The 18,852-nt window shown below is 35.9% G+C and carries 46 protein-coding genes; 43 read left to right on the forward strand and 3 right to left on the reverse strand.

Annotation, left to right across the window (positions count from 1 at the left end; all coding sequences use genetic code 11):
• Window positions 1–31: 31 nt before the first annotated feature.
• Window positions 32–490 (reverse strand): hypothetical protein, encoded by a 459-nt coding sequence (locus GHT08_RS01155; protein ID WP_163579058.1) that lies wholly within the window; start codon window positions 488–490, stop codon window positions 32–34.
• Between the two features lie 557 nt (window positions 491–1,047).
• On the reverse strand, window positions 1,048–1,449 hold the full coding sequence (locus GHT08_RS01160) for a helix-turn-helix transcriptional regulator (protein WP_163579060.1): 402 nt from the start codon (window positions 1,447–1,449) through the stop codon (window positions 1,048–1,050).
• Between the two features lie 153 nt (window positions 1,450–1,602).
• Here GHT08_RS01160 and GHT08_RS01165 point away from each other — a divergent pair, with 153 nt between their 5' ends.
• The 20 genes from GHT08_RS01165 (at window position 1,603) to GHT08_RS01260 (ending at window position 9,723) form a co-directional block, all read left to right on the forward strand.
• Window positions 1,603–1,848 carry a helix-turn-helix transcriptional regulator gene (locus GHT08_RS01165; protein WP_163579062.1) on the forward strand — a complete coding sequence of 82 codons (246 nt, stop codon included), beginning with the start codon at window positions 1,603–1,605 and terminating at the stop codon, window positions 1,846–1,848.
• Window positions 1,845–2,534 (forward strand): Rha family transcriptional regulator, encoded by a 690-nt coding sequence (locus GHT08_RS01170; protein WP_163579063.1) that lies wholly within the window; start codon window positions 1,845–1,847, stop codon window positions 2,532–2,534. The genes GHT08_RS01165 and GHT08_RS01170 overlap by 4 nt, the downstream gene beginning before the upstream one ends.
• Window positions 2,534–2,854, forward strand: a complete 321-nt coding sequence (locus GHT08_RS01175) for a hypothetical protein (RefSeq protein ID WP_163579064.1) — start codon at window positions 2,534–2,536, stop codon at window positions 2,852–2,854. The genes GHT08_RS01170 and GHT08_RS01175 overlap by 1 nt, the downstream gene beginning before the upstream one ends.
• A gap of 12 nt (window positions 2,855–2,866) precedes the next feature.
• The gene (locus GHT08_RS01180; RefSeq protein WP_202882518.1) at window positions 2,867–3,154 is read left to right on the forward strand and encodes a helix-turn-helix domain-containing protein; all 288 of its coding nucleotides are present in this window, start codon (window positions 2,867–2,869) and stop codon (window positions 3,152–3,154) included.
• Window positions 3,155–3,295: 141 nt separating this feature from the next.
• On the forward strand, window positions 3,296–3,580 hold the full coding sequence (locus tag GHT08_RS01185; RefSeq protein ID WP_163579066.1) for a helix-turn-helix transcriptional regulator: 285 nt from the start codon (window positions 3,296–3,298) through the stop codon (window positions 3,578–3,580).
• Window positions 3,581–3,816: 236 nt separating this feature from the next.
• Complete coding sequence (locus GHT08_RS01190) at window positions 3,817–4,005, forward strand: hypothetical protein (protein WP_163579067.1); 189 nt, start codon at window positions 3,817–3,819, stop codon at window positions 4,003–4,005.
• Window positions 4,002–4,163, forward strand: a complete 162-nt coding sequence (locus tag GHT08_RS01195) for a hypothetical protein (protein ID WP_163579068.1) — start codon at window positions 4,002–4,004, stop codon at window positions 4,161–4,163. Before GHT08_RS01190 ends, GHT08_RS01195 begins: the two co-directional genes overlap by 4 nt.
• A 2-nt stretch (window positions 4,164–4,165) precedes the next feature.
• Window positions 4,166–4,444, forward strand: coding sequence for a hypothetical protein (locus tag GHT08_RS01200; protein WP_163579069.1), 279 nt, complete (start codon window positions 4,166–4,168; stop codon window positions 4,442–4,444).
• A gap of 246 nt (window positions 4,445–4,690) precedes the next feature.
• Window positions 4,691–4,963 carry a hypothetical protein gene (locus GHT08_RS01205; RefSeq protein ID WP_163579070.1) on the forward strand — a complete coding sequence of 91 codons (273 nt, stop codon included), beginning with the start codon at window positions 4,691–4,693 and terminating at the stop codon, window positions 4,961–4,963.
• A gap of 170 nt (window positions 4,964–5,133) precedes the next feature.
• On the forward strand, window positions 5,134–5,274 hold the full coding sequence (sinI, locus tag GHT08_RS01210) for a DNA-binding anti-repressor SinI (RefSeq protein WP_163579072.1): 141 nt from the start codon (window positions 5,134–5,136) through the stop codon (window positions 5,272–5,274).
• The gene (locus GHT08_RS01215) at window positions 5,243–5,455 is read left to right on the forward strand and encodes a hypothetical protein (RefSeq protein WP_163579073.1); all 213 of its coding nucleotides are present in this window, start codon (window positions 5,243–5,245) and stop codon (window positions 5,453–5,455) included. The genes sinI and GHT08_RS01215 overlap by 32 nt, the downstream gene beginning before the upstream one ends.
• Window positions 5,448–5,657, forward strand: a complete 210-nt coding sequence (locus GHT08_RS01220; RefSeq protein ID WP_163579075.1) for a hypothetical protein — start codon at window positions 5,448–5,450, stop codon at window positions 5,655–5,657. Before GHT08_RS01215 ends, GHT08_RS01220 begins: the two co-directional genes overlap by 8 nt.
• A gap of 100 nt (window positions 5,658–5,757) precedes the next feature.
• Entirely contained in the window at window positions 5,758–6,297 is a 540-nt protein-coding gene (locus GHT08_RS01225) for a host-nuclease inhibitor Gam family protein (RefSeq protein WP_163579076.1), read from the forward strand.
• Window positions 6,298–6,927 carry an ERF family protein gene (locus GHT08_RS01230; RefSeq protein ID WP_163579078.1) on the forward strand — a complete coding sequence of 210 codons (630 nt, stop codon included), beginning with the start codon at window positions 6,298–6,300 and terminating at the stop codon, window positions 6,925–6,927. It begins immediately after the preceding gene.
• A 26-nt stretch (window positions 6,928–6,953) separates the two neighbouring features.
• Window positions 6,954–7,298, forward strand: coding sequence for an HNH endonuclease (locus GHT08_RS01235; protein WP_163579080.1), 345 nt, complete (start codon window positions 6,954–6,956; stop codon window positions 7,296–7,298).
• Window positions 7,279–7,680, forward strand: a complete 402-nt coding sequence (locus GHT08_RS01240; RefSeq protein ID WP_163579081.1) for a hypothetical protein — start codon at window positions 7,279–7,281, stop codon at window positions 7,678–7,680. Before GHT08_RS01235 ends, GHT08_RS01240 begins: the two co-directional genes overlap by 20 nt.
• A 163-nt stretch (window positions 7,681–7,843) precedes the next feature.
• Window positions 7,844–8,452, forward strand: a complete 609-nt coding sequence (locus tag GHT08_RS01245) for a DNA cytosine methyltransferase (protein ID WP_163579082.1) — start codon at window positions 7,844–7,846, stop codon at window positions 8,450–8,452.
• An 11-nt stretch (window positions 8,453–8,463) separates the two neighbouring features.
• The gene (locus GHT08_RS01250; RefSeq protein WP_163579083.1) at window positions 8,464–8,709 is read left to right on the forward strand and encodes a hypothetical protein; all 246 of its coding nucleotides are present in this window, start codon (window positions 8,464–8,466) and stop codon (window positions 8,707–8,709) included.
• Complete coding sequence (locus tag GHT08_RS01255) at window positions 8,702–9,283, forward strand: hypothetical protein (protein WP_163579084.1); 582 nt, start codon at window positions 8,702–8,704, stop codon at window positions 9,281–9,283. Before GHT08_RS01250 ends, GHT08_RS01255 begins: the two co-directional genes overlap by 8 nt.
• Entirely contained in the window at window positions 9,280–9,723 is a 444-nt protein-coding gene (locus GHT08_RS01260) for a DNA N-6-adenine-methyltransferase (RefSeq protein ID WP_163579085.1), read from the forward strand. Before GHT08_RS01255 ends, GHT08_RS01260 begins: the two co-directional genes overlap by 4 nt.
• Window positions 9,724–9,897: 174 nt before the next feature.
• Here the strand turns inward: GHT08_RS01260 and GHT08_RS01265 are convergent, their stop codons facing one another.
• The gene (locus GHT08_RS01265; protein ID WP_163579086.1) at window positions 9,898–10,041 is read right to left on the reverse strand and encodes a type II toxin-antitoxin system antitoxin; all 144 of its coding nucleotides are present in this window, start codon (window positions 10,039–10,041) and stop codon (window positions 9,898–9,900) included.
• 132 nt (window positions 10,042–10,173) lie between these two features.
• On the opposite strand from GHT08_RS01265, the gene GHT08_RS01270 reads away from it, so the two are divergent.
• From GHT08_RS01270 to GHT08_RS01370, 23 genes are all read left to right on the forward strand, one after another.
• The gene (locus GHT08_RS01270) at window positions 10,174–10,326 is read left to right on the forward strand and encodes a toxin-antitoxin system HicB family antitoxin (protein WP_163579087.1); all 153 of its coding nucleotides are present in this window, start codon (window positions 10,174–10,176) and stop codon (window positions 10,324–10,326) included.
• A gap of 4 nt (window positions 10,327–10,330) precedes the next feature.
• Window positions 10,331–10,900, forward strand: coding sequence for an endonuclease domain-containing protein (locus GHT08_RS01275; RefSeq protein WP_163579088.1), 570 nt, complete (start codon window positions 10,331–10,333; stop codon window positions 10,898–10,900).
• A gap of 19 nt (window positions 10,901–10,919) precedes the next feature.
• Window positions 10,920–11,693 (forward strand): DnaD domain-containing protein, encoded by a 774-nt coding sequence (locus GHT08_RS01280; protein WP_163579090.1) that lies wholly within the window; start codon window positions 10,920–10,922, stop codon window positions 11,691–11,693.
• Between the two features lie 12 nt (window positions 11,694–11,705).
• Window positions 11,706–12,488, forward strand: a complete 783-nt coding sequence (locus GHT08_RS01285; RefSeq protein WP_163579091.1) for an ATP-binding protein — start codon at window positions 11,706–11,708, stop codon at window positions 12,486–12,488.
• Between the two features lie 11 nt (window positions 12,489–12,499).
• Window positions 12,500–12,790 (forward strand): hypothetical protein, encoded by a 291-nt coding sequence (locus tag GHT08_RS01290; protein WP_163579092.1) that lies wholly within the window; start codon window positions 12,500–12,502, stop codon window positions 12,788–12,790.
• Between the two features lie 10 nt (window positions 12,791–12,800).
• Window positions 12,801–13,181: a YopX family protein gene (locus GHT08_RS01295; protein ID WP_163579094.1), complete on the forward strand. Its 381-nt coding sequence runs from the start codon at window positions 12,801–12,803 to the stop codon at window positions 13,179–13,181.
• Entirely contained in the window at window positions 13,178–13,504 is a 327-nt protein-coding gene (locus GHT08_RS01300; RefSeq protein ID WP_163579095.1) for a hypothetical protein, read from the forward strand. Before GHT08_RS01295 ends, GHT08_RS01300 begins: the two co-directional genes overlap by 4 nt.
• A 138-nt stretch (window positions 13,505–13,642) precedes the next feature.
• The gene (locus tag GHT08_RS01310; protein ID WP_163579098.1) at window positions 13,643–13,903 is read left to right on the forward strand and encodes a hypothetical protein; all 261 of its coding nucleotides are present in this window, start codon (window positions 13,643–13,645) and stop codon (window positions 13,901–13,903) included.
• 8 nt (window positions 13,904–13,911) lie between these two features.
• Window positions 13,912–14,685, forward strand: coding sequence for a DNA cytosine methyltransferase (locus GHT08_RS01315; RefSeq protein ID WP_163579099.1), 774 nt, complete (start codon window positions 13,912–13,914; stop codon window positions 14,683–14,685).
• Window positions 14,682–14,807 carry a hypothetical protein gene (locus tag GHT08_RS22355; protein WP_272953870.1) on the forward strand — a complete coding sequence of 42 codons (126 nt, stop codon included), beginning with the start codon at window positions 14,682–14,684 and terminating at the stop codon, window positions 14,805–14,807. The genes GHT08_RS01315 and GHT08_RS22355 overlap by 4 nt, the downstream gene beginning before the upstream one ends.
• Before the next feature lie 5 nt (window positions 14,808–14,812).
• A complete protein-coding gene (locus tag GHT08_RS01320; protein WP_163579101.1) occupies window positions 14,813–15,160 on the forward strand; it encodes a hypothetical protein in 348 nt (115 codons plus the stop codon).
• Window positions 15,144–15,314, forward strand: a complete 171-nt coding sequence (locus GHT08_RS01325) for a hypothetical protein (protein ID WP_163579102.1) — start codon at window positions 15,144–15,146, stop codon at window positions 15,312–15,314. Before GHT08_RS01320 ends, GHT08_RS01325 begins: the two co-directional genes overlap by 17 nt.
• 115 nt (window positions 15,315–15,429) lie before the next feature.
• Window positions 15,430–15,591, forward strand: coding sequence for a hypothetical protein (locus tag GHT08_RS01330; protein WP_163579103.1), 162 nt, complete (start codon window positions 15,430–15,432; stop codon window positions 15,589–15,591).
• Between the two features lie 5 nt (window positions 15,592–15,596).
• The gene (locus GHT08_RS01335) at window positions 15,597–15,770 is read left to right on the forward strand and encodes a hypothetical protein (RefSeq protein WP_163579104.1); all 174 of its coding nucleotides are present in this window, start codon (window positions 15,597–15,599) and stop codon (window positions 15,768–15,770) included.
• Complete coding sequence (locus GHT08_RS01340; RefSeq protein ID WP_163579105.1) at window positions 15,771–16,118, forward strand: hypothetical protein; 348 nt, start codon at window positions 15,771–15,773, stop codon at window positions 16,116–16,118.
• 4 nt (window positions 16,119–16,122) lie between these two features.
• Window positions 16,123–16,407 (forward strand): hypothetical protein, encoded by a 285-nt coding sequence (locus GHT08_RS01345; protein ID WP_163579106.1) that lies wholly within the window; start codon window positions 16,123–16,125, stop codon window positions 16,405–16,407.
• A 15-nt stretch (window positions 16,408–16,422) separates the two neighbouring features.
• Complete coding sequence (locus GHT08_RS22645) at window positions 16,423–16,524, forward strand: YuiA family protein (protein WP_475404878.1); 102 nt, start codon at window positions 16,423–16,425, stop codon at window positions 16,522–16,524.
• Complete coding sequence (locus GHT08_RS01350) at window positions 16,524–16,841, forward strand: MazG-like family protein (RefSeq protein ID WP_163579107.1); 318 nt, start codon at window positions 16,524–16,526, stop codon at window positions 16,839–16,841. Before GHT08_RS22645 ends, GHT08_RS01350 begins: the two co-directional genes overlap by 1 nt.
• 1 nt (window position 16,842) lies before the next feature.
• On the forward strand, window positions 16,843–16,968 hold the full coding sequence (locus GHT08_RS22360) for a hypothetical protein (RefSeq protein WP_272953871.1): 126 nt from the start codon (window positions 16,843–16,845) through the stop codon (window positions 16,966–16,968).
• Window positions 16,965–17,324, forward strand: coding sequence for a RusA family crossover junction endodeoxyribonuclease (locus GHT08_RS01355; RefSeq protein ID WP_163579108.1), 360 nt, complete (start codon window positions 16,965–16,967; stop codon window positions 17,322–17,324). The genes GHT08_RS22360 and GHT08_RS01355 overlap by 4 nt, the downstream gene beginning before the upstream one ends.
• A gap of 279 nt (window positions 17,325–17,603) precedes the next feature.
• Complete coding sequence (locus tag GHT08_RS01360) at window positions 17,604–17,810, forward strand: hypothetical protein (protein ID WP_163579109.1); 207 nt, start codon at window positions 17,604–17,606, stop codon at window positions 17,808–17,810.
• Between the two features lie 209 nt (window positions 17,811–18,019).
• A complete protein-coding gene (locus GHT08_RS01365) occupies window positions 18,020–18,475 on the forward strand; it encodes a sigma-70 family RNA polymerase sigma factor (protein WP_163579110.1) in 456 nt (151 codons plus the stop codon).
• A 79-nt stretch (window positions 18,476–18,554) separates the two neighbouring features.
• Entirely contained in the window at window positions 18,555–18,755 is a 201-nt protein-coding gene (locus GHT08_RS01370; protein WP_163579111.1) for a hypothetical protein, read from the forward strand.
• The last annotated feature ends 97 nt before the right edge of the window (window positions 18,756–18,852 follow it).

The following is an 18,852-nucleotide window of genomic DNA, read 5'->3' on the forward strand; positions in this document are numbered from 1 at the left end:
TCCCTACTAAAAAAGCGCACATCATGTACGCTTAATTTCTTTCATCACATATTATTTTTAATTTAGAAAGTGCTTCTTGCGCTTCTTTTTCAGACTGTTTATAAATGATTGAATCTTTTTTCGTTTTATTTTCGATGAAATTTATATATCTAACAAGTTCAGCGTTATTCTTTAAGGTGAGTTTCATCTTCATTTCTCTGCAATAACTTTTGTTTTTCCTTCCGGTTATACCTCCTACAACAGCTCCGGCACCACCGAATAAAGCACCACCTACTAACGCTCTTCCAATCCCTCCCTTTGCTAAACTTTCTCCGTCTTCCATTAATTCAAAATCTAAAATATCATCATAGTTAATAATGTGATCATCTTTGACTTTCCCAACAACAGGTAAAATTGCTAATTTTCCTCTTTTGTCATCAAATGCCACAGAAACCCCTTTTATATTCGGTTCAAAATCTACATTTTTGTATTTGTTGCCAAATAAACCCATTATATCAACTCCTTTTTTATTGGTAATATTTACTTGTATAAAACAAGTTTTCCACATTTTAAAATAATATATTATGAATAAAGCTTGTGAACTAGCCAGATTAGCAGAATACAAATTCAAAAGAATAAGAACAAACTGTCAATATGATAGAATCGTAGACTATCGCATTAGACAAAACTACATCACCTTTTATGCTCGTTTCTTATGTAAGAAAAGGACTATTGTAAAATCGGTTAAACTACATAAAAATGGATATTTCATTGACTGAAAATGTCGAAATTTGAAAGAACTTCGCAAAAACTTTTAAAACATGTATTTTTTATATACCGTTTACATGACAAAAATGTTACAATAAAAGTATACATTATAAGAACGCTTGTTCGTTTGATCAACGAGAACATACATATGCTTTGGGGGTAACAAGCATTCGACAAAAGGGGTTGTATTTACTTTGGATGAAAAAGAAAAGATTTTAGTTGACGCATTTGTTTATTTATCCTCTTCTCAACAATATGAAAAAGTTAAGCAAGAATTAAAGGAATCCTTGAAAAAGTAAATTAATCCTCTTCATTTGCGCGTGTTGTTATCGCAACATGCGCTTTGAAGTACTCTAGCATCTCTTTTCTTTTTTCTTCTGGTACGTCTTGTAACATATCAATTAATTCCTGAGTGTCATCATCGAAAATAATTCTCTTTTTATCTACTTTAGGAAAAAACGCATCTAAACCTTCACCTAATCCGTTCGGGTTAAATCCAGCTAAAGGTAATAGTTCGTTACTATCTAAATTCAATTTTTCTGCAATTATTTCTACAGTTCTTCTGCTAGGATTGTATTCACCCCTTTCGATCTTACTTAAGTGAGAAAAACTTATACCTGTCTTATCAGACATTTCTCGCAAGCTACACTTGTATTCTTTACGATATTTCCTTAAAAAGTCTCCGAATTTATTTTCATTCATGATAATCCCTCTCAATCTTTACCATTATTCATTGTAGCGCAATACAACACAAAAATAAACTTTTTTCGAAAATGTGTTGACAAGTGACACAAATGCGTGTATATTATGTGTATAGACACAACACAACACAACACTTTGAAAGGCGGTGAATAAATGACTGTTCTACACAACGAGATTAAAGAACTTCGCAAGAAAAACAGTGTTAGCCAACAAGAATTAGCAGACTTCTTGGATATAGAACGAACTTCTTTATCTAAGATAGAAAACATGCATTACAATCCTAGTGTTAGAGTTATGACACGAACAGCAGAGTATTTCAATCTTGCAATAGGTGAAATTTTTTTTAATCCACCTGTGTTGCTTAGTGACACAAATCATAATAAGGAGTGTGTTTTATGAATCAATTAGTTTTCCAAGACAAAAATCAAGTTGTTACAAGTTCAAGAAATGTTGCCAGGGATTTCAACAGGAAACACAAAGATGTTTTAGATGCTATAGATCGAATCATTGAAGGGGTGGCGGAAAATTCGGCAAACCTATTTCACCAAACGTTTTACACCCACGAACAAAACAAGCAACAATACCGAGAATATCTAATGAATCGCGATGGTTTCACATTACTAGTGATGGGTTTCACTGGTCGAAAAGCAATGCGATTCAAAATGGATTACATGAATGCATTCAACGAAATGGAAAAACAACTTAAAGAACCTCAAACAGAAATTCAAATACTTCAAAGAGCAGTTAATTCATTAGCAGAAGTAGATAATAGAGTTTCATATCTTGAGGATCACATGAGAATTGACGGAATACAAGAAAAGAAACTGAAAGACAAAGCTAAATCAATCGCTATTGAATCATTAGGCGGAACTAAATCAAGTGCATATAAAAAAATCAGTCGCAAAGTATTTTCTGGTATATGGAGAGACTTCAATAATCACTTCCAACTACCAAGATATAGTGAATTGCCTCGTAAACAGTTTGATGATGGTCTTAGATTCTTAGGTATGTGGCAACCAAACACTAGCTTACGTATCGAAATTGAAGAATTAAATCAGCAGCAGTCTATTCATGAGGTGATGTAATGAGCAACATAAAAGAGTTCAACAGTTTCAATACTAGCTACAGAAAAATGATAGAAAACGCAAGTAACGATTTAACAAAGATTCTCATTGAGTTTTACCACCACGATTTTCAAAGTGAACCATTCCTTGTAGTTTCTGGTCACGCAGAGACTATAAGGATGGAAGAAGTCGAAGAACACGGAAAGATTATTAATATCACAACAAAAGAAAATATCTTAACTTTCACCGAACGAAATTATCACACTAATTTATCGAATGATGCAATTGTATTTTCGTCAAAGTTCGATGATGAAACTTACTGCATTATCGAGTTTGTGTAAGGAGTGATCTAAATGTCAATGGAAGAATCCATCCGTCAAATCATAAGAGAAGAGAACGAGAAACACTTAGAAAACATCAAAGAATTATTGCAAAGTCATGGTTATAAAGAGTCTCCACGATTCTTAACAGTTCGAGAAGCTGCTGAAATATTAAGAATCGGGAGAAATGCTACCTATGAGTTGTGTCATCAATCAGAACATAACCATTTTCCGGTAATTCGAGAGGGAAACAAAATACGAATACCTTACACAGCACTTATGAACTGGATTGATAAACAGGCAACTTCAACGGCAATATAAAGGGTTTTGCAGGGCTTAAATAGGTGAACAGTGATCACCTTAGGGCGCAACTTAATACTACCAAATAGAGAGATAGATTAATAGATAGATTGCATCTAGAACAACAAACGTGCATACAGCGCAACGAAAGGAGGGTAGGAAGTGAGTGTTAAAACAGGGAACTTCTTAAGAGGTACGCGCATGGTTGCAGGTAAAACGCAAAGCGAAATGGCGCGAATATTTAAAGTCAATCGATCAACCATTTCCCGAATCGAAAACGGAGATATAGAGATGAAAATAGACGATTTTTGGGAATGGGTACGCTACACCAAGACACCACAGACACAGGAAATGCTTATTAACTTTTTGATCAGTGCACAAGTTATCAGCGACACGATGATTAACATGCCTGGCGTAGTAAGTTTTATATTACCGTTTGTAGCTTAATAGGAGGGATATAGTGAAGAAATGTAAGTATTGCAATGGTCAAGGTTTTATTAATTATCACTTTCCTTTTGGCAAACGCTCAATAAAAATAAATTGCAAAAAATGTTTCGGAAAAGGGATGAAGTAGGAGGGATTAGATGAAACACATTCCAGTTTTAGAAGATGTTTCTAAGGAAGTTAAGTACATCTATAAAAATCGCAAAGTGATTATTAAAACTATTTAGGAGGTTAACACCATGAAAGCTAACAGATTTTACATCGCATCGAAAGCAAGAGAAATCATCGGATTAGCACTAGGCATGATACCACTATTAACAGCAAAGAACATTGATTGGGAAGCAGTAACAGGCTATGTAGATTGTATAGATGAAGCGGTAAGACAGTTGGATGATGAAGTATATAACGAATTGGAGGAAATGAAATGAAAAAAGGTTGGAAAGAAGTGGATGGATTACCCCAAAAAGGTGAGTATGTATATTTAAGATTTATTGATCAGATCGAAAAAATAGAAAGTGGTTATGAAATGCGGTCGGCTGCTGAACAAATAGCAGAAGGAATAGCAGTGAAAGTAGAGGAGGAATGAACATGTTATATCAACACTATCCGGCGGTAGCATTACCACAGGTTAAACAAGAATTGGTTTGTATGAACGAGTTATTTCAAGAGATTATGCAATTAAGCGCTAGAGGTGAAGCAGAAAAAGCAGAAAAACTCGGGCAAGATTTGATGAAGTCTCTAGGACAATTAAGAATATATGCACTTGCTAAGAAGTTTGAAGATCCGGCCATTCAATTACACCATGCAATTTTAGAGGAAGATGCAAGGAGGATCCAACATGAAATCGAAACAGGAGAAAGATGGTAAATACATCGGAGCACTCTACTTTGTAGGTTTCATTCTAGCAGTAGCATGGGCAAGTCATAGTTTTTGGGAGGCGTTGTGATTGAAACAGTTTATCAGTCTAGCAATCTCATTAATGTTTATCCTCATGATTGCATTAAACACATGAAAAAGCACCTTCGGCAAAAGGCGCTTTTCAGAAAAGAAGTTGAATTGTTGTAAGTACAGTATAGCACAATATTTAAAATTTTAATAGATGGGATGAAAATAATGATTACAGTTACTGGTGGGCGAATCCAATATGAAACCCTTACGAACGAATTAAATCACAGGGATTACGAAATTAATAAATGCTTTGTATGGTCTCGAATGTTAAACGAGGGAATGATACCGGTCACTTGGTACACACCAACCAAAAATGGAACAAAAATTAAATTTGATCAGATCAATTCTGAATCACAACACAGATTAGCTATTAGCGAATTGAAAGATCACTTAGAAAAAGTAAATGAAGAATTTGGAACAGATTTGAAAATTAAATGATTCAAAGGAAGGACTACAAGCTAGTCTTTCCTAGCGAGTGCGAACGATCATCCACACCTCCTTAAGTAATGATCGTATCAGTCAATACGAGCTGCCATAAAAAGTCTTGACTCGGCTTTGGTTCTACCGTTCGTGCTCGCTAGGATTTACTAGCAGAAAGGGGTGAACAGTTGAAAGAGTACGTTGATTTAGATGAATGGATACAGTTGATGCATTTAGCTAGAAAGAATGGTGTCACTGTAGAGCAAGTTAAAAACTTTATTGAAGGGAGAAATGATGATGAAGCAACCAATGATTTCGGTAAACGGTGAAATTTTTAAGGTACATGATGTGAGTTTTTACGAAGATGGGCAAATTGCTTGTGTAAGTTATTTCGTTGCAGATGGTGTTACTACCGTATTTTACAACCAGTATACAGATGAATGGAGAAATGTAGAAGGTAATCATATTGAAGCAAAAATAATTCTTGGGGAGGTTTACCAACATGCTTAAAGATCATCCAGATATTGAAGGTATGCAGCAAAAAGGATTTATCTTTCCACCAGTTGAACAGTCAATTGATTCAATGGGAAATACCATGAAACCTGGTGATCCAGTATTGAAATTAAACGGAAAAGTATTTGCAGAAAATGAGTTAACTCTAAACGAACAACTAATCTTATGTGAATGTGGCGCAGTTGAGGATGAAGCATAAAAATAGCACTTGCCGGTAGACAAATGCTAAGGGATTTCTTATTTGAGGTTAAGACTATTATACAGGAATCCCTTAGTTAAATCAATAGGAGGGAATTTTGATGGAATTACAAGAGTATTTAGAGCAAGAAGAACAAACTAACGAACCATTCAAAGTAACAGATGATTCTAGTGCTAATTGGACATTACGTGTAATCAAAGAATTACAAGATCAAATAAAAGACAATTCAGAACTGGCACAATCGGAAATAGAAAAAATCGAATCTTGGGAAACTCAAGAAAAAGAAAAGCTGCAGAAACAAATAGATCGTTTTGAAAGTTTACTAGCACAATACGCAATGGAAAGACGAGAGGAAGATCCTAACTTCAAATCGAGAAAACTTCCTAATGGATATATAGGATTCCGTAACAAACAACCTAAATGGAATTACAACGAAGAAGCACTGGTTAACTTCTTAAAACAAGCAAAAATGGATGAATACATCAATGTCACGATAACAGAAAAGCCAGATAAGAAGGCTATTAAAAAAGCATTCAAAGTAGAAGATGGCAAGGTAATAGACGAGGATACTGGCTTTTTGGTGGATGGTATCACAGTAGAGGAACAAGGCGAAGATTTTACTGTAAAGGTGGATGATTAAATGACTGAAAAGAATCTAGTTCAGAAACTATTAAGTGTTCAATCCAAGCTTAAAGTACCAAAAGATCAAAAAAATAACTTTGGTAATTACAATTACAGGTCAGCAGAGGACATTTTAGAGGGCGTAAAGCCTTTAAATGCTGAAGAAGGGTTATTGCTTACGTTAACAGACGAACCGATTTTAACAGGCGATAGATACTATATAAAAGCAACCGCAACTATAACAGATGGAAATGAAACACATTCGGTCACAGCTTATGCTAGAGAATCTTTAAACAAGAAAGGGGTGGATGATAGCCAGATCACAGGAACAGCATCTTCATACGCAAGGAAATACGCTTTAAATGGTCTTTACCTAATTGATGACACCAAAGATGCTGATACAGACGAATATCAAAATCAAAACAACAATACACAAACTTATCAAACGCAAGGTAAACCTCCAAACGGTAACTTATCAAGTAAACAAGTATCAAGGTTATTTGCCATAGCTAAAGAAGCTGGATTTAGTAATGAAGATGTTAAGCAAGTATTGATGAAAGATTATAAAAAAACGCAAGCGAAAGACCTAACTAAAAAGGAATACGACGAGGTTGTTGCAAGATTAGAAAACAAACAGGGCGCATCATAAAGCGCCCTTCCCAAAGGAGTGATTATATGCCGGAAGTACCTAAAATCAATCCTAATCATAAAAGACGAGTACCAAAGCAAAAAGATCTAACCAGAATCACACAGAAGGTGCGTAAGGAGGTTTTAAGAAGGTCAGAGGGTAAATGTGAGCGATGTGGTAGAACGGTTGCATATTGCTTTGAAATGTCTCATTTAGAACAGGCTAGTCAATTAGGATCTGGGAGTGATCCTGCAAATATAGCCCTTTTATGTGGGCCTTCAGTAAATAGCGGAACATGCCACCACTTCGCAGATAAAACAAAGAAGGGCAGAGAATGGCGCAAGCAAAAGAAACGAGAGTTAGAGGGATATTATGAACGACAAAATCATTAAACGAATGGAACAACTAGAAAGAATAAACAGCAACATCAAGCAACTAGATCATGAAGAATTAGCACACTTATATGAACTAGTGAAACTCCACAATGAAGCGTTATTTATCATTGGTGATCTTGTAGCAGAAGCACATTACGTAAAAGATACAGCTTACTTGGAACGCAAGAGAATCCATGCAGAAACTGTAAAGAATGGCACAGGTACTGTTGCTATGAAAGAAGCAAATGCTGAATTAGCCATATACGAATACAGAAAAGAAGAAAGGGATGCTACTACCCTTTATATCAAATTTAAAGGGCGACAGGAAGCATTTAACCATAGCTTGATAGATTTACGCCAGAAACGAAGTAAATTAGAGCAAGAACTCCAAAACAGTTAAGGAGGTTAACCCATGAAAAAAAGCATCATCCTTAGCCAATGTAGGATTAGCCACAACCTTTATGTTATTAGCGTTTTTATCTTGGACTGTGCATCTTGGATTAGTAATTGCCTTTGTTATATTAGCAGCTTACTTTATGAAGGAATTATAAGGAGTGAAGGAAATGAAAATATTAAATCTCTATTCCGGAATTGGCGGTAATAGAAAGTTATGGGGAGAAGAGCACGAAATAACAGCTGTAGAAATGGATGAGAATATAGCGAAAGTTTATCAAGACCTTTTTCCGAGTGACAACGTGATTATTGGTGATGCACATGAGTATTTAAAAGAGAACTTTAATGAATTTGATTTTATATGGTCCAGTCCACCTTGTCAAAGTCATAGCAGCTTTAGGCAAAATATCGGGGTAAGATACAGAGGTGTTAAACCAGTTTACCCAGACATGAAACTGTATGAAGAAATTATCTTCCTGCAAAACAATTTTGAAGGAAAATACGTTGTTGAGAATGTTAGGCCATATTACAAGACGTTAATAGAACCATCTATTGAATTGGATAGACATTTATTCTGGTCGAATGTAGCAATTGAACCTAAAGAATTTGAAAGGCCAAAGCTAAGAAGCGCACAGATACCTCAACTACAAGAGTTCTTAGGGTACGATCTATCTGGTTACAAGTTACCAAACAAACGTCAAGTATTAAGGAATTGCGTGCAACCAGATGTTGGTAAATATATTTTATGTTGTTTAGATAATGAATTAATTAATCAATAGGAGTGAAGTAAATGGAAGGTAGAACAGATATAAAAATGTTCACAAGTATTCATACAAATATCAATAAAGATTATCGAATCAGTACAATTTACAGGAAATATGAAAACATGAATTTCACATCATGGGCATGGGAGACTCTTGTCTGGAAAGGTGAAACGATAGTCGAAATGGAATCATCCGATAGCCTAGATGAAGTAATGGAAACGCACAAAACATTTTATGAAAAGTATTCAGTTAGGAGTGAAACGAATGAGTGAGAAAGTGAAAATTACACGGAAACAAGCTGATAGATTGAGAGAAACGATTACTTACGGTGATAAATCTACTTTGATTCAAACAATAGCAAATACACCTAAATATGAATTAGAAAGTTACAACCAATGCCTAGCAACTCTTTCCTTAGATGAACTAATAAGAGCCTTATACATCGGCTATGAGGTAGAGAAAAAATTCAAACCAAAAGATTGGATTTACATTGATGCAAAAGGAACTCATAACAACAAACCAATGGTTGCTCAAATAGACTTCATTATACCACCTCGACTCCAATTAGATAATGTTTGGCATATTTTTATGAGTAGTAGTCACATCAGACACGCCACAGAAGAAGAAATAGCACAAGAGAAAAAGCGTAGGTTCTGGTCTGGTATTGGTCGTGATGTGGATGAGTATAGAACAGGCGATATTGTTTATGACGAGGATAAAGAAGCTATGGAAGTTATTAATGTTAGAGATGTATATCTTGACTTTAAAGGTTTTTCTCCTTGCAAAATCGAAAAATGCACTCTTATTTGTCCGGTTGAGAAAAGACTAGATGGGGTGACCATATGAATCAAGCTTTATTATCCTCTAAAAAAATGGACTGGGGAACACCAAATGATTTTTTTGAGGAATTGAACCAAGAATTTAACTTCACATTAGATGTTTGCGCTAGTCATGATAACGCCAAAGTAAATAATTACTTCACAGAAGAAGATAACGGACTTGAACAAAACTGGCATGGTACTTGTTGGATGAATCCACCCTATGGTCGTGAGATTGGTAAATGGGTGAAAAAAGCATATGAGGAATCTCTAAAAGGGGTTACGGTTGTATGTTTGATACCATCACGTACTGATACAAGATACTGGCATGAATATGTAATGAGAGCAAAAGAAATCAGATTTATAAAAGGTCGTCTAAGATTTATCGGGGCAACAGAAAACGCACCATTCCCAAATGCAATTGTTGTATTTGGACCACCAAAATTTATGACGATGAAGCGAGATTAAAATGCTAACTGAACTAAAAGAACCAATCCCCCACGAATACCAGTATTGGTCAGAGGGGAACAAACATCTATTCAAACGTTATGTACAGGGATATATAAGCAAGAATAGACCGGATTGGGAGTTAGTGAGGATTGAGGATAAGGGGAGAGTGGCGGTGTTGAGGAAGAAGGAGGATTAGTCGTTCTCCTTCTTCTGAATGTATTGTTCAAGAATGTACTCGATATGAGCGCTAGTGGAACGCTTGTTATCGTCAGCTTCCTTCTTGATAGCTTGAAATACTTCTTCACTAATTCGTAGAGTAAAGCGTCTATTTGACATTAGTTATCACCTTTCAATGTCTATTTGACATCATTATATATCAAAACAATTTAAAAATAAATAGAAGTTGCCAATAAAGAACTATTGACGTCAATGTGACGTCATGGTAAGATGACAGTAGGAGGTGTCAAAATGACAGTAAAAGACGTCAAACGAAAATCATTGACGGTTAGAGTTGATGCTGATCTTGACACAAAAATCGAAAGAGCAGCAGCAGAACTAGGGCTATCCAAAAATGCTTTTATCGTGATGGTATTGCACAAACATTACAAAGATGCGGGGTGAGTTTATGAAGGAACTACAAAAAGAATTCGATTCTTTTCTTAAAGGACTCAAGGAACTAGGAAAAATAGAAAATAACGTGATGGAACACATACAAGATAGAGTAGAAAATGGTTTCTTAGGTATTTTAGAGAGATTGGAAAAATGTCAGTCTCCTATTGAACAAATATTGTCTCTTGAATTAGGTAGAGTTTTAGATTCGTCCATTTTGCATGAACACGGAAATTTAGATATTGAAAAACAAATGCAATGTACTTTTACCGACAAAAATGGAAACGACGAAAATGTTAGAGTGGATTTTTTGATTTCATTCTTCGATAAAGACAGAGAGATATTTGAGCAATTTGTTGTTGAGTGTGATGGTCATGATTTTCATGACAGAACAAAAGAGCAAGCTGCCAAAGATAGAAGGCGTGATAGGTATTTTGCAATGCAAGGGATAAGCGTTATTAGATATACAGGATCAGAAATAATACAAGATCCCTTATGGTGCGCTAAGGAAATAGAAAACATTGTTAGATCGAATGTAGAAAAAATGTATTCAGCGAGAAGAACACAAGAAGATTTACCATTTTAATCATTGGGAGGGCGCAAAAATGGCTAAATACAGACAGATACACATTGAATTTTGGCAAGATGGATTTGTGTTAGACCTTACACCAGAGGAAAAGTATTTCTATATTTATTTAATGACGAACAGTAAAACTTCTCAATGCGGTATATACGAACTTCCTAAAAGAATCATAGAAACAGAGACTGGTTACAACAGAGAAACGGTTGAAAAGCTACTTAAGAGATTCGAGGAATACGGAAAAATTATGTACAACGAATTAACTAGAGAAATTATGATCTTGAATTGGATTAAATATAACTGGATAAATTCGGTGAAGGTTTTTTCTCTTATATCAAAAGAGTTAAAAAACGTGAAGAACAAGCATTTTGTCAAGCTTTTCATACGGAATTGTAAAGAGTATGGATACCGTATAGATACCCTATCCATAGACCTAGGGGAAGAAAGAGAAGAAGAAAGAGAAAGAGAAGAAGAAAAAGAACAACAAGAAGAAGACGTAAAAGAGATTATGCAATTTTGGGATGATAATGGTTTTGGTTTAAATAATGTATTTGGAAAACAAAAGTTGTTGTCGTGGTTGGATGATTCTTCTTTCAAGGAAAAGAAATTAATTATTTTAAGAGCACTAGAAATAGCAGCCGGAAATAACAAAAGAACACTTAGCTATGTAGAAGGTATTTTAAGAAACTGGGATAACCGTAATTTATTAACTTTGTCTGAAATAGAACAAGAGAGCAACCCGAAACAAAAGGCATCTGGATTTGAAGAAAACTATGATCCAAATAAGGATTTATTCTAGGGAGGTGCTTTCATGCAAGCATTAAAAGAAATTGCTGGCATGTTCCAAGAAGTAGGAGAAGAAGAATGCAAGGAATGTGGCACAGTCTACAAAATATATCAAACACCAGTAGGACCAAAAGGAGCATGTAAACCTTGTTCAGATCGAAAAGTGATGAAGGATTTTGATTTGCCAACATCAGAAGAATACAAGCAACAGAAAAAGTTAAATTTCATCCTTAGCTTTGAACGAATCACGGATGATCTAAAAAACGCATCGGTTAATGGTTATCAACCCAAAGAATCATCACAGCTTGAAGCTAAACAAAAAGCGATTGCATATGTAAAGGATTTTGACGGAACTAAAACATTAGCATTTAGTGGATCGCCAGGACTTGGGAAAAGTCATCTTGCTTACGCCATTGCTAAAGGAGTTCGTAACAAAGGATTTAACGCATTATTTATTAAAACAACAGATTTACTTATGCACATAAGAAGTACCTATAATCCAACTTCTAACATGACAGAAGATCGGATTATGAAAATGATTAACGATTTAGATTTATTGGTACTCGATGATTTAGGGTCAGAGTATGTAAAGCCTACCGAGAACGGACAAGAAACGTGGGCGTCAGACATTTTGTTCAGAGTAATGGATATGCGACTAGGTAAAGGGTTAATCACTACCACGAATTATAGCGAATCAGCTTTAAAAGAAAAGCTAGGGATTAACGGTGAGAGGATTATAGATAGATTGGTACACAATGCTACAACAATCAGATTTAAAGGTGAAAGTTACCGCAGAAAAGACTTTTAGGAGGGGTAAGGATGGAATTGAAAATGTATGAGTTCTTTGAAGCTGACATGAAATTAGATTGGGTTTGTGCAACAAGCACCGATGAAGCGATAAGCATTTATTCTGATTTGGTCGGTAAAGGTTTTATTGATGAATGGTTGGAAGCATATGACGGAAATAAAGATATGTTTGTAAGAGAAATGTCGATGGATGAAAAATTCACTTATTATCACGATTGCATTACACCAGAAAGAGATACGATAAAGAACTTGATTGAAAAGTATTGCGATAAGCCAGATATGTTTGCAACGGCTGACTTTTAGGAGGGATTAGATGAATAGAGAAATTAAGTTTCGTGCTTGGGATACAGAAGAACAAAAGATGATCGAGTGGAACAACGAATTTTTTTATGATACATCACCTGTTACCGGTTTTACTGGTGATTTTAGCAACATTCGTTTTCCTTTAATGCAATATACCGGACTTCATGACAAGAACGGAAAAGAGATTTATGAAGGGGATGTTGTAGAGTTTAATGATTTAAGTACATTCTATTTATTCAAAGAACAACCAAGAGGTAGAAGCGTGATTAAGTGGGATGAAAGGAAATGCGGATGGGAATCGCCGAGAGGTACTTCTTATATAGAAGGTGAGAAACTAGAAGTAATCGGCAACATATACGAAAATCCCGAGTTATTGGAGGTTAAATCATGAACGAAGTAGAGTGTCCATATTGCGGATATGAAAACGATATGACAGATGACTTAATCGAAATGTCAGAAAATGAATTCGATAGAGAATGTGCTGAATGCGAAAAGGAGTTTGAGGTATTAGTTGAGTTTGATCCTGTTATTAGTGCCTCTGAAATTGAAATTATAGATTGTGAGAATTGCGGAAAAGAAACTAGGGAATTTCATCGCAAAGGACAGACGTTTCCATTTCCTAAAGCAATGGGAGATAAAACGATATGTAAAAGCTGCTTTTTAACAAGCATGGGTGAAGAATATCGAGAGAGTGAAGCTAATGCCAACACATGACATCATCCCAGACTGGTACGAGGAACATAAGAGAAAGACAAAGATACACCAAGTAGAACGCACCGAGGAAGAAAAGGAACAACGTGTAAAGAATTTTAATCGCATATTACAGGATTATCTTGTTTGGAGGGATGGATAGTGCAAGGTCAGAGTATTAACACATTACGAGATGCTTATTTCTTAAAAGAAGAAGAAAGTTACACCATCGTAAATGAGGACCTGGAATATAGCTTTGAAGATTTTGTATTAGAGCAAATCGCTGACCTATTTAATAACGGATTTAACGAGACACAGATTGCTAAATTATATAACCGTGATCCATGGGAAGTGCATTGGGCGGTATGTCATTTAGCGAGAAAGAAGAAAATACATGTGCCGATTGGTTATAGATTTGTGTGAGGTGATTTATGAATTCAATAGAATTGTTTGCCGGAATAGGCGGAATCAGTTTAGCTGCTGAATGGGCCGGAATTGAAACAAAGGCATTTTGTGAAATAGATCCATTCGCACAAAAGGTATTAAAAAAGCATTGGCCAGATGTGCCAATATTTGAAGATGTACGAAAACTAAACAAACAGACATTACAAGAAAGGGGTGTAGACGTTGGAACAATTGACATTATTTCAGGAGGATTTCCTTGCCAGCCTTACAGTATTGCCGGGAAGCGAAAAGGCTCGACAGATGACCGTGCGCTCTGGGGAGAGATGTTTAGGATCATCGAAGAAATCAGACCCACTTGGGTTGTTGGTGAAAATGTTGCTAACTTCGTCAACATGGAACTCGACAAGACACTATTTGACTTGGAAAGTATCGGTTACAGAGGGAAATCGTTTATTATACCAGCTAGTGCCGTCAACGCACCACACAGAAGATACAGAGTCTTTATTGTCGCCCAACTTTCCAACTCCAGCAGCATCGGATACAAGAGGGATGAACAATTATCAAAAGACAGTGGAACGATTAAGAAAAGGAGAAAGAGCCTTCATGGGTCAACTACCGAATTATTTGATGATGTTAACTGGAAAGAGAGGGCAATTGAATCCGGAATTCACAGAGGAAATAATGGGATTCCCAATAGGTTGGACAGAATTAGAGGACTGGGAAATGCGGTAGTACCACAACAGATTTATCCAATATTTCAAGCGATTAAACAAATTCATGATATGGAAGTGATCTCATGAAACAATACGTAAAAGAAAGCACCTATAAAAATAGTGATGGTGAAGTATTGCAGAAGGTAGAGACATATTACAGTAAACCGACAAAGGTAAGCTATATCATTTTTGATGACAAAAGAAGGTGAGGGCAATGACGGAATATGAAAAATGGAGAGAGGTAGCAAAGGAAAACGGGATAAAGGTTTATACCTACCGAACAAGAGTTAGAAAAGGATGGTCATTAGAAGAAGCGGCGACCTTGCCAAAAGGGACACATCTAAACAAGAAGGACAGAGACGCAAAGAAAGACGTTGCAATTTACCAAGGAGATAGTTTTCTGATTTGGGGCAGTATTGAGGAAGTAGCAGAAAAGCTAGGAAAAACAGAAAAAGAAATCAAGGTGTTATGTGCTCCGAGCATGAGGAACAGACTAGAACAGCGCAAGGATTCAATCTATGGCATTTACATTGAGGATGATGAACATGCAACCAGCTATTAAACAAGATTATTACCGCAGTCACTTAGAAAACCAATTAGCCAAACATGGTTATACCGATGTAGAGGGGATGACCGAGAAAGAATTAATAGCAGCATTAGCTTATCAGAAAGCAAAACAAATTAAAATTGATTGCGATTCAAATAAATGGTTCTAATTCTAACGTAGAGTATCACAGAATCGTTTTAAATAGTTTACTAGACTAAATACACCCGAGATAAATAAAAACGACGAGAAACGCTTATTTTAAATAATTTTAAGAGGTGAGAAACATGAAGAATTTCTATATTTACCATTGTGATGCACCAGGTTGTGATATGGATTATGCCGTAGTAGATACACCTTTATCATGTCCGTATTGCGATTCACAAGCATTAACTGAAAAGCCAAAGTTCGTTACCACTGAAATAAGATACGATTTGTATAAGGAGTGAATACCATGCCCACTGTAGATGAGCAAAGATGGAGTAATACACAATTAGAAAACACTAGATTAAGAGGTCACAAGAACCTATTACGAGAGAAAATGAGAACCATAGCCACGATAACGGATGATGAGTATATCAAAGAGATAGCCATGGATGCTATTCATAAGACGGCGAGGAGGGATTAGATGGATTTTGAAAAAATTGCAGATGAAATCATAGAAGAAGAAAAGACAGATGCAGAAATACTAGAAGAAATAAAGCAAAGGATGAAAGGATTCAGGAAGATTAAAACTGATTCAAATAATATGGGAATGGCTAATATCAAAGCAATTGAAAAATCAATGAACTGGCTTATCCAACATGTGGAAGAGTTAGATCGCGAAGTAGTAGAAGAACGACAAAGTGCAATTAAAGTTCATCAACAAAACAAACGGTATGAGGCAGCTATACACCAAGCCATATCTCATTTTAATCAAGATGAACATAGAGAGGGCATGAAGGTATTACGTCAAGCATTACAAAATAAGGAGTGATTAGGTGAATAATTCAAACTATGTAGATTACGAAGATATAAAAGCATCATCAGAACATAAATCAGAATACATCAGAGAATTACAACAACAAAACAAGCAATTAGCAGAAGAAAAGCAGGAGTTAGAAGAACGATTTGAAATTCTATCAGAACAACACGATTTAGCTTTGCAACAAAACAAACGGTACGAGGAACTACTTAGAAAAATAAGAGATTATGAAGCTACTGACTGGGATGAAGATAGATATTTAATAGATTATGCGATTAATCAAGCATTACAAAACAAATAAGAGAGGTTAGAGGATATGAAAACATGTGAAGAATGCAAGGGAGAAGGTTATTTTTCTAACAATGATGGCAGTGATTGGGAAGTGTGTGAAGAATGTTTAGGTGAAGGGGAGATTTGATGAGAGATTTAAACGTACTAACTGATCAAATAGAAATGTGGGCTAAGTCAAGAAGTTTACATGGTGCAGAACCCGAAAAACAGATGCTTAAGCTCATGGAGGAAATCGGCGAATTATCAGAGGGACTAGCAAAAGGCAAGAAAGAAGTAGTGAAAGATTCAATTGGTGACGCATTCGTTGTTTTAACTATTCTATCAATGCAATGTGAAACGGACATAAGAGAATGTGTTGAGTATGCTTACAACGAAATCAAAGACCGAAAAGGCAAAATGGTAAACGGTGTATTTGTAAAAGAATCAGACTTACAGGAGGGATAACATGACACAACTAGAAAGAGATGCGTACCGAAATGCAATAAAAGTATTAGTTATCAGATTATGGATAGCAGGAGCAGTGATTTTCGCTTTGATTTGTGCGTTGGTATCGGTGTGGTTGGGGCAATGAAATTAGTTATACCAGGCAGGCCAGTACCGGCCGTTCGCATGACACAAAAAAGCATGTTTAAGAATAAATACGCACAACGTTATTTGTCATATAAACGCCATGTAGGGTTAATTGCAAGACGAGACTATAAAGATAAGCCAACAAGTGAAAAAGTCGCTGTATCGCTTTCTATTTATCTATCAGGAGGTAATCAAGGAGATATCGACAATTATTTTAAGTCAATCACGGATTCGTTGAACAAAATAGTTTACGAGGATGATAGGCAAATAGCACAAGCAGATATTAGAAAGATAGAGTGTGAGAAAGATCAAGAGCGTGTCGAGGTTGATATTAAGGTATTGGAGGGTGTGAAGTGACAATAGAATTCATAGGTGGGTTTCTAGTTGGGTTGGTAATAACAATATCTACTTTATCCATCGTACAAATATGCAAGGAACACAAGCGAGCGAAAGAACGAATGCAGAGTATGAGAGATAGATTGAATCGGAGGTTTTGAAGTGACAACAAGGAAAGATAAGTTAGAGATGAAGAAATTTAATCGAGCAATGAATAGTGAAGTTTTTATATTCTTAGCAATATGTGTAATATCAATTTTAATAGCATTGTTCGGAAAATGAGTGTTTAGGAGGTACATCATGGCAGATAAACAAATACAGACATTAAAAACATTCGAGATTAACTCAACAAAAGATCAAGTAATAGTCGTGAAGGATGGCAGGCATACTGTATTCCAACCAAAAACAGGGCATGGCACGATAGATATTGAGTTTAGAAATCACAGGATAAAGAATTTTAAGCCACAGACAAATTACACAGACATTGAAGAAGAACAATTGAATTAAACTTCTACCTACAGAGTAGGCGAAGGGCATTAACGAAGCGGGGGCGTTTTCGTTAGTGTCCTTATTTTATTATAAGGGGTGCATAGGAATGGATATGAAAATACAATGGGTAATCAATCCAAATAGACGAGACAAGCGAACAGGGGCGCTTAAATCAATCAGAAGAAGTAGTTATGCACAATATCTTTTCAACAAAGGGGCGGGTTGGAATGAATAAACATCAATTACAAGAATTAATATACAATTACCACTGGCAAATTAAAGAGGTGGATCGTATCTCAAGAATACTTAACAATATAGATGGACCACAAGGAGCAGGAACAGCACAATATGGCATCGAAGCAACACTTCCTAAGCCGAATACAAAAGAGAAAAGCAAGCATGAGATAGATGCTATGAGTAGACGAGAAAAACGCTTATATGAACGTTATATGCGATTTAAAGAGAATGTAGAAGTAGTGGAATCATTAGCAGATTATCTGGAGAATGATTTTAACCAGATCATATTAGATTGCATGATGGAAGGTATGTCTTTACGAAGCATAGCTGCACACCTTGGCATAAGCAGATATAAAGTAGGGGAATTAAAGGATGAAATGATCGACCATTTCTGCCAAATATGCCACTTTCCACAGCATTTCACGAAAGAAAAAAGCACATGTTAAAATGTGGGTAGGGCGGTTAGGCAAAACACACCGCAAAAGCACAATATAATATGCGTTACTAAAAAGCACTCGTCTAAGCATGGGTGCTTTTTATATTATCGGTGGGGTATGGTTACTTGAGCAATTAGGTTCGATTCCTAATCCCGACGATCACCAAGCGCAAAATCATGCTCAAAAGGTGACCGGTTTAAATAGCCGGCACCATTATTGTTCTATGATTACAGAGCAACAAACATTAGGAATACATAAACATTCCTGCTCTGTAATGATGAATCAATAAGGAGGTGTACAGCATGGCTAAGAAGGACAAAGGTCAAGTTAAGCCAGGTCCTACTCAGAACAATCAAAACACTTCTAAAAAAGATTCACGTTTAGAG

Source organism: Gracilibacillus saliphilus, assembly GCF_010994085.1.
Taxonomy (GTDB): Bacteria; Bacillota; Bacilli; order Bacillales; family Amphibacillaceae; genus Gracilibacillus; species Gracilibacillus lacisalsi.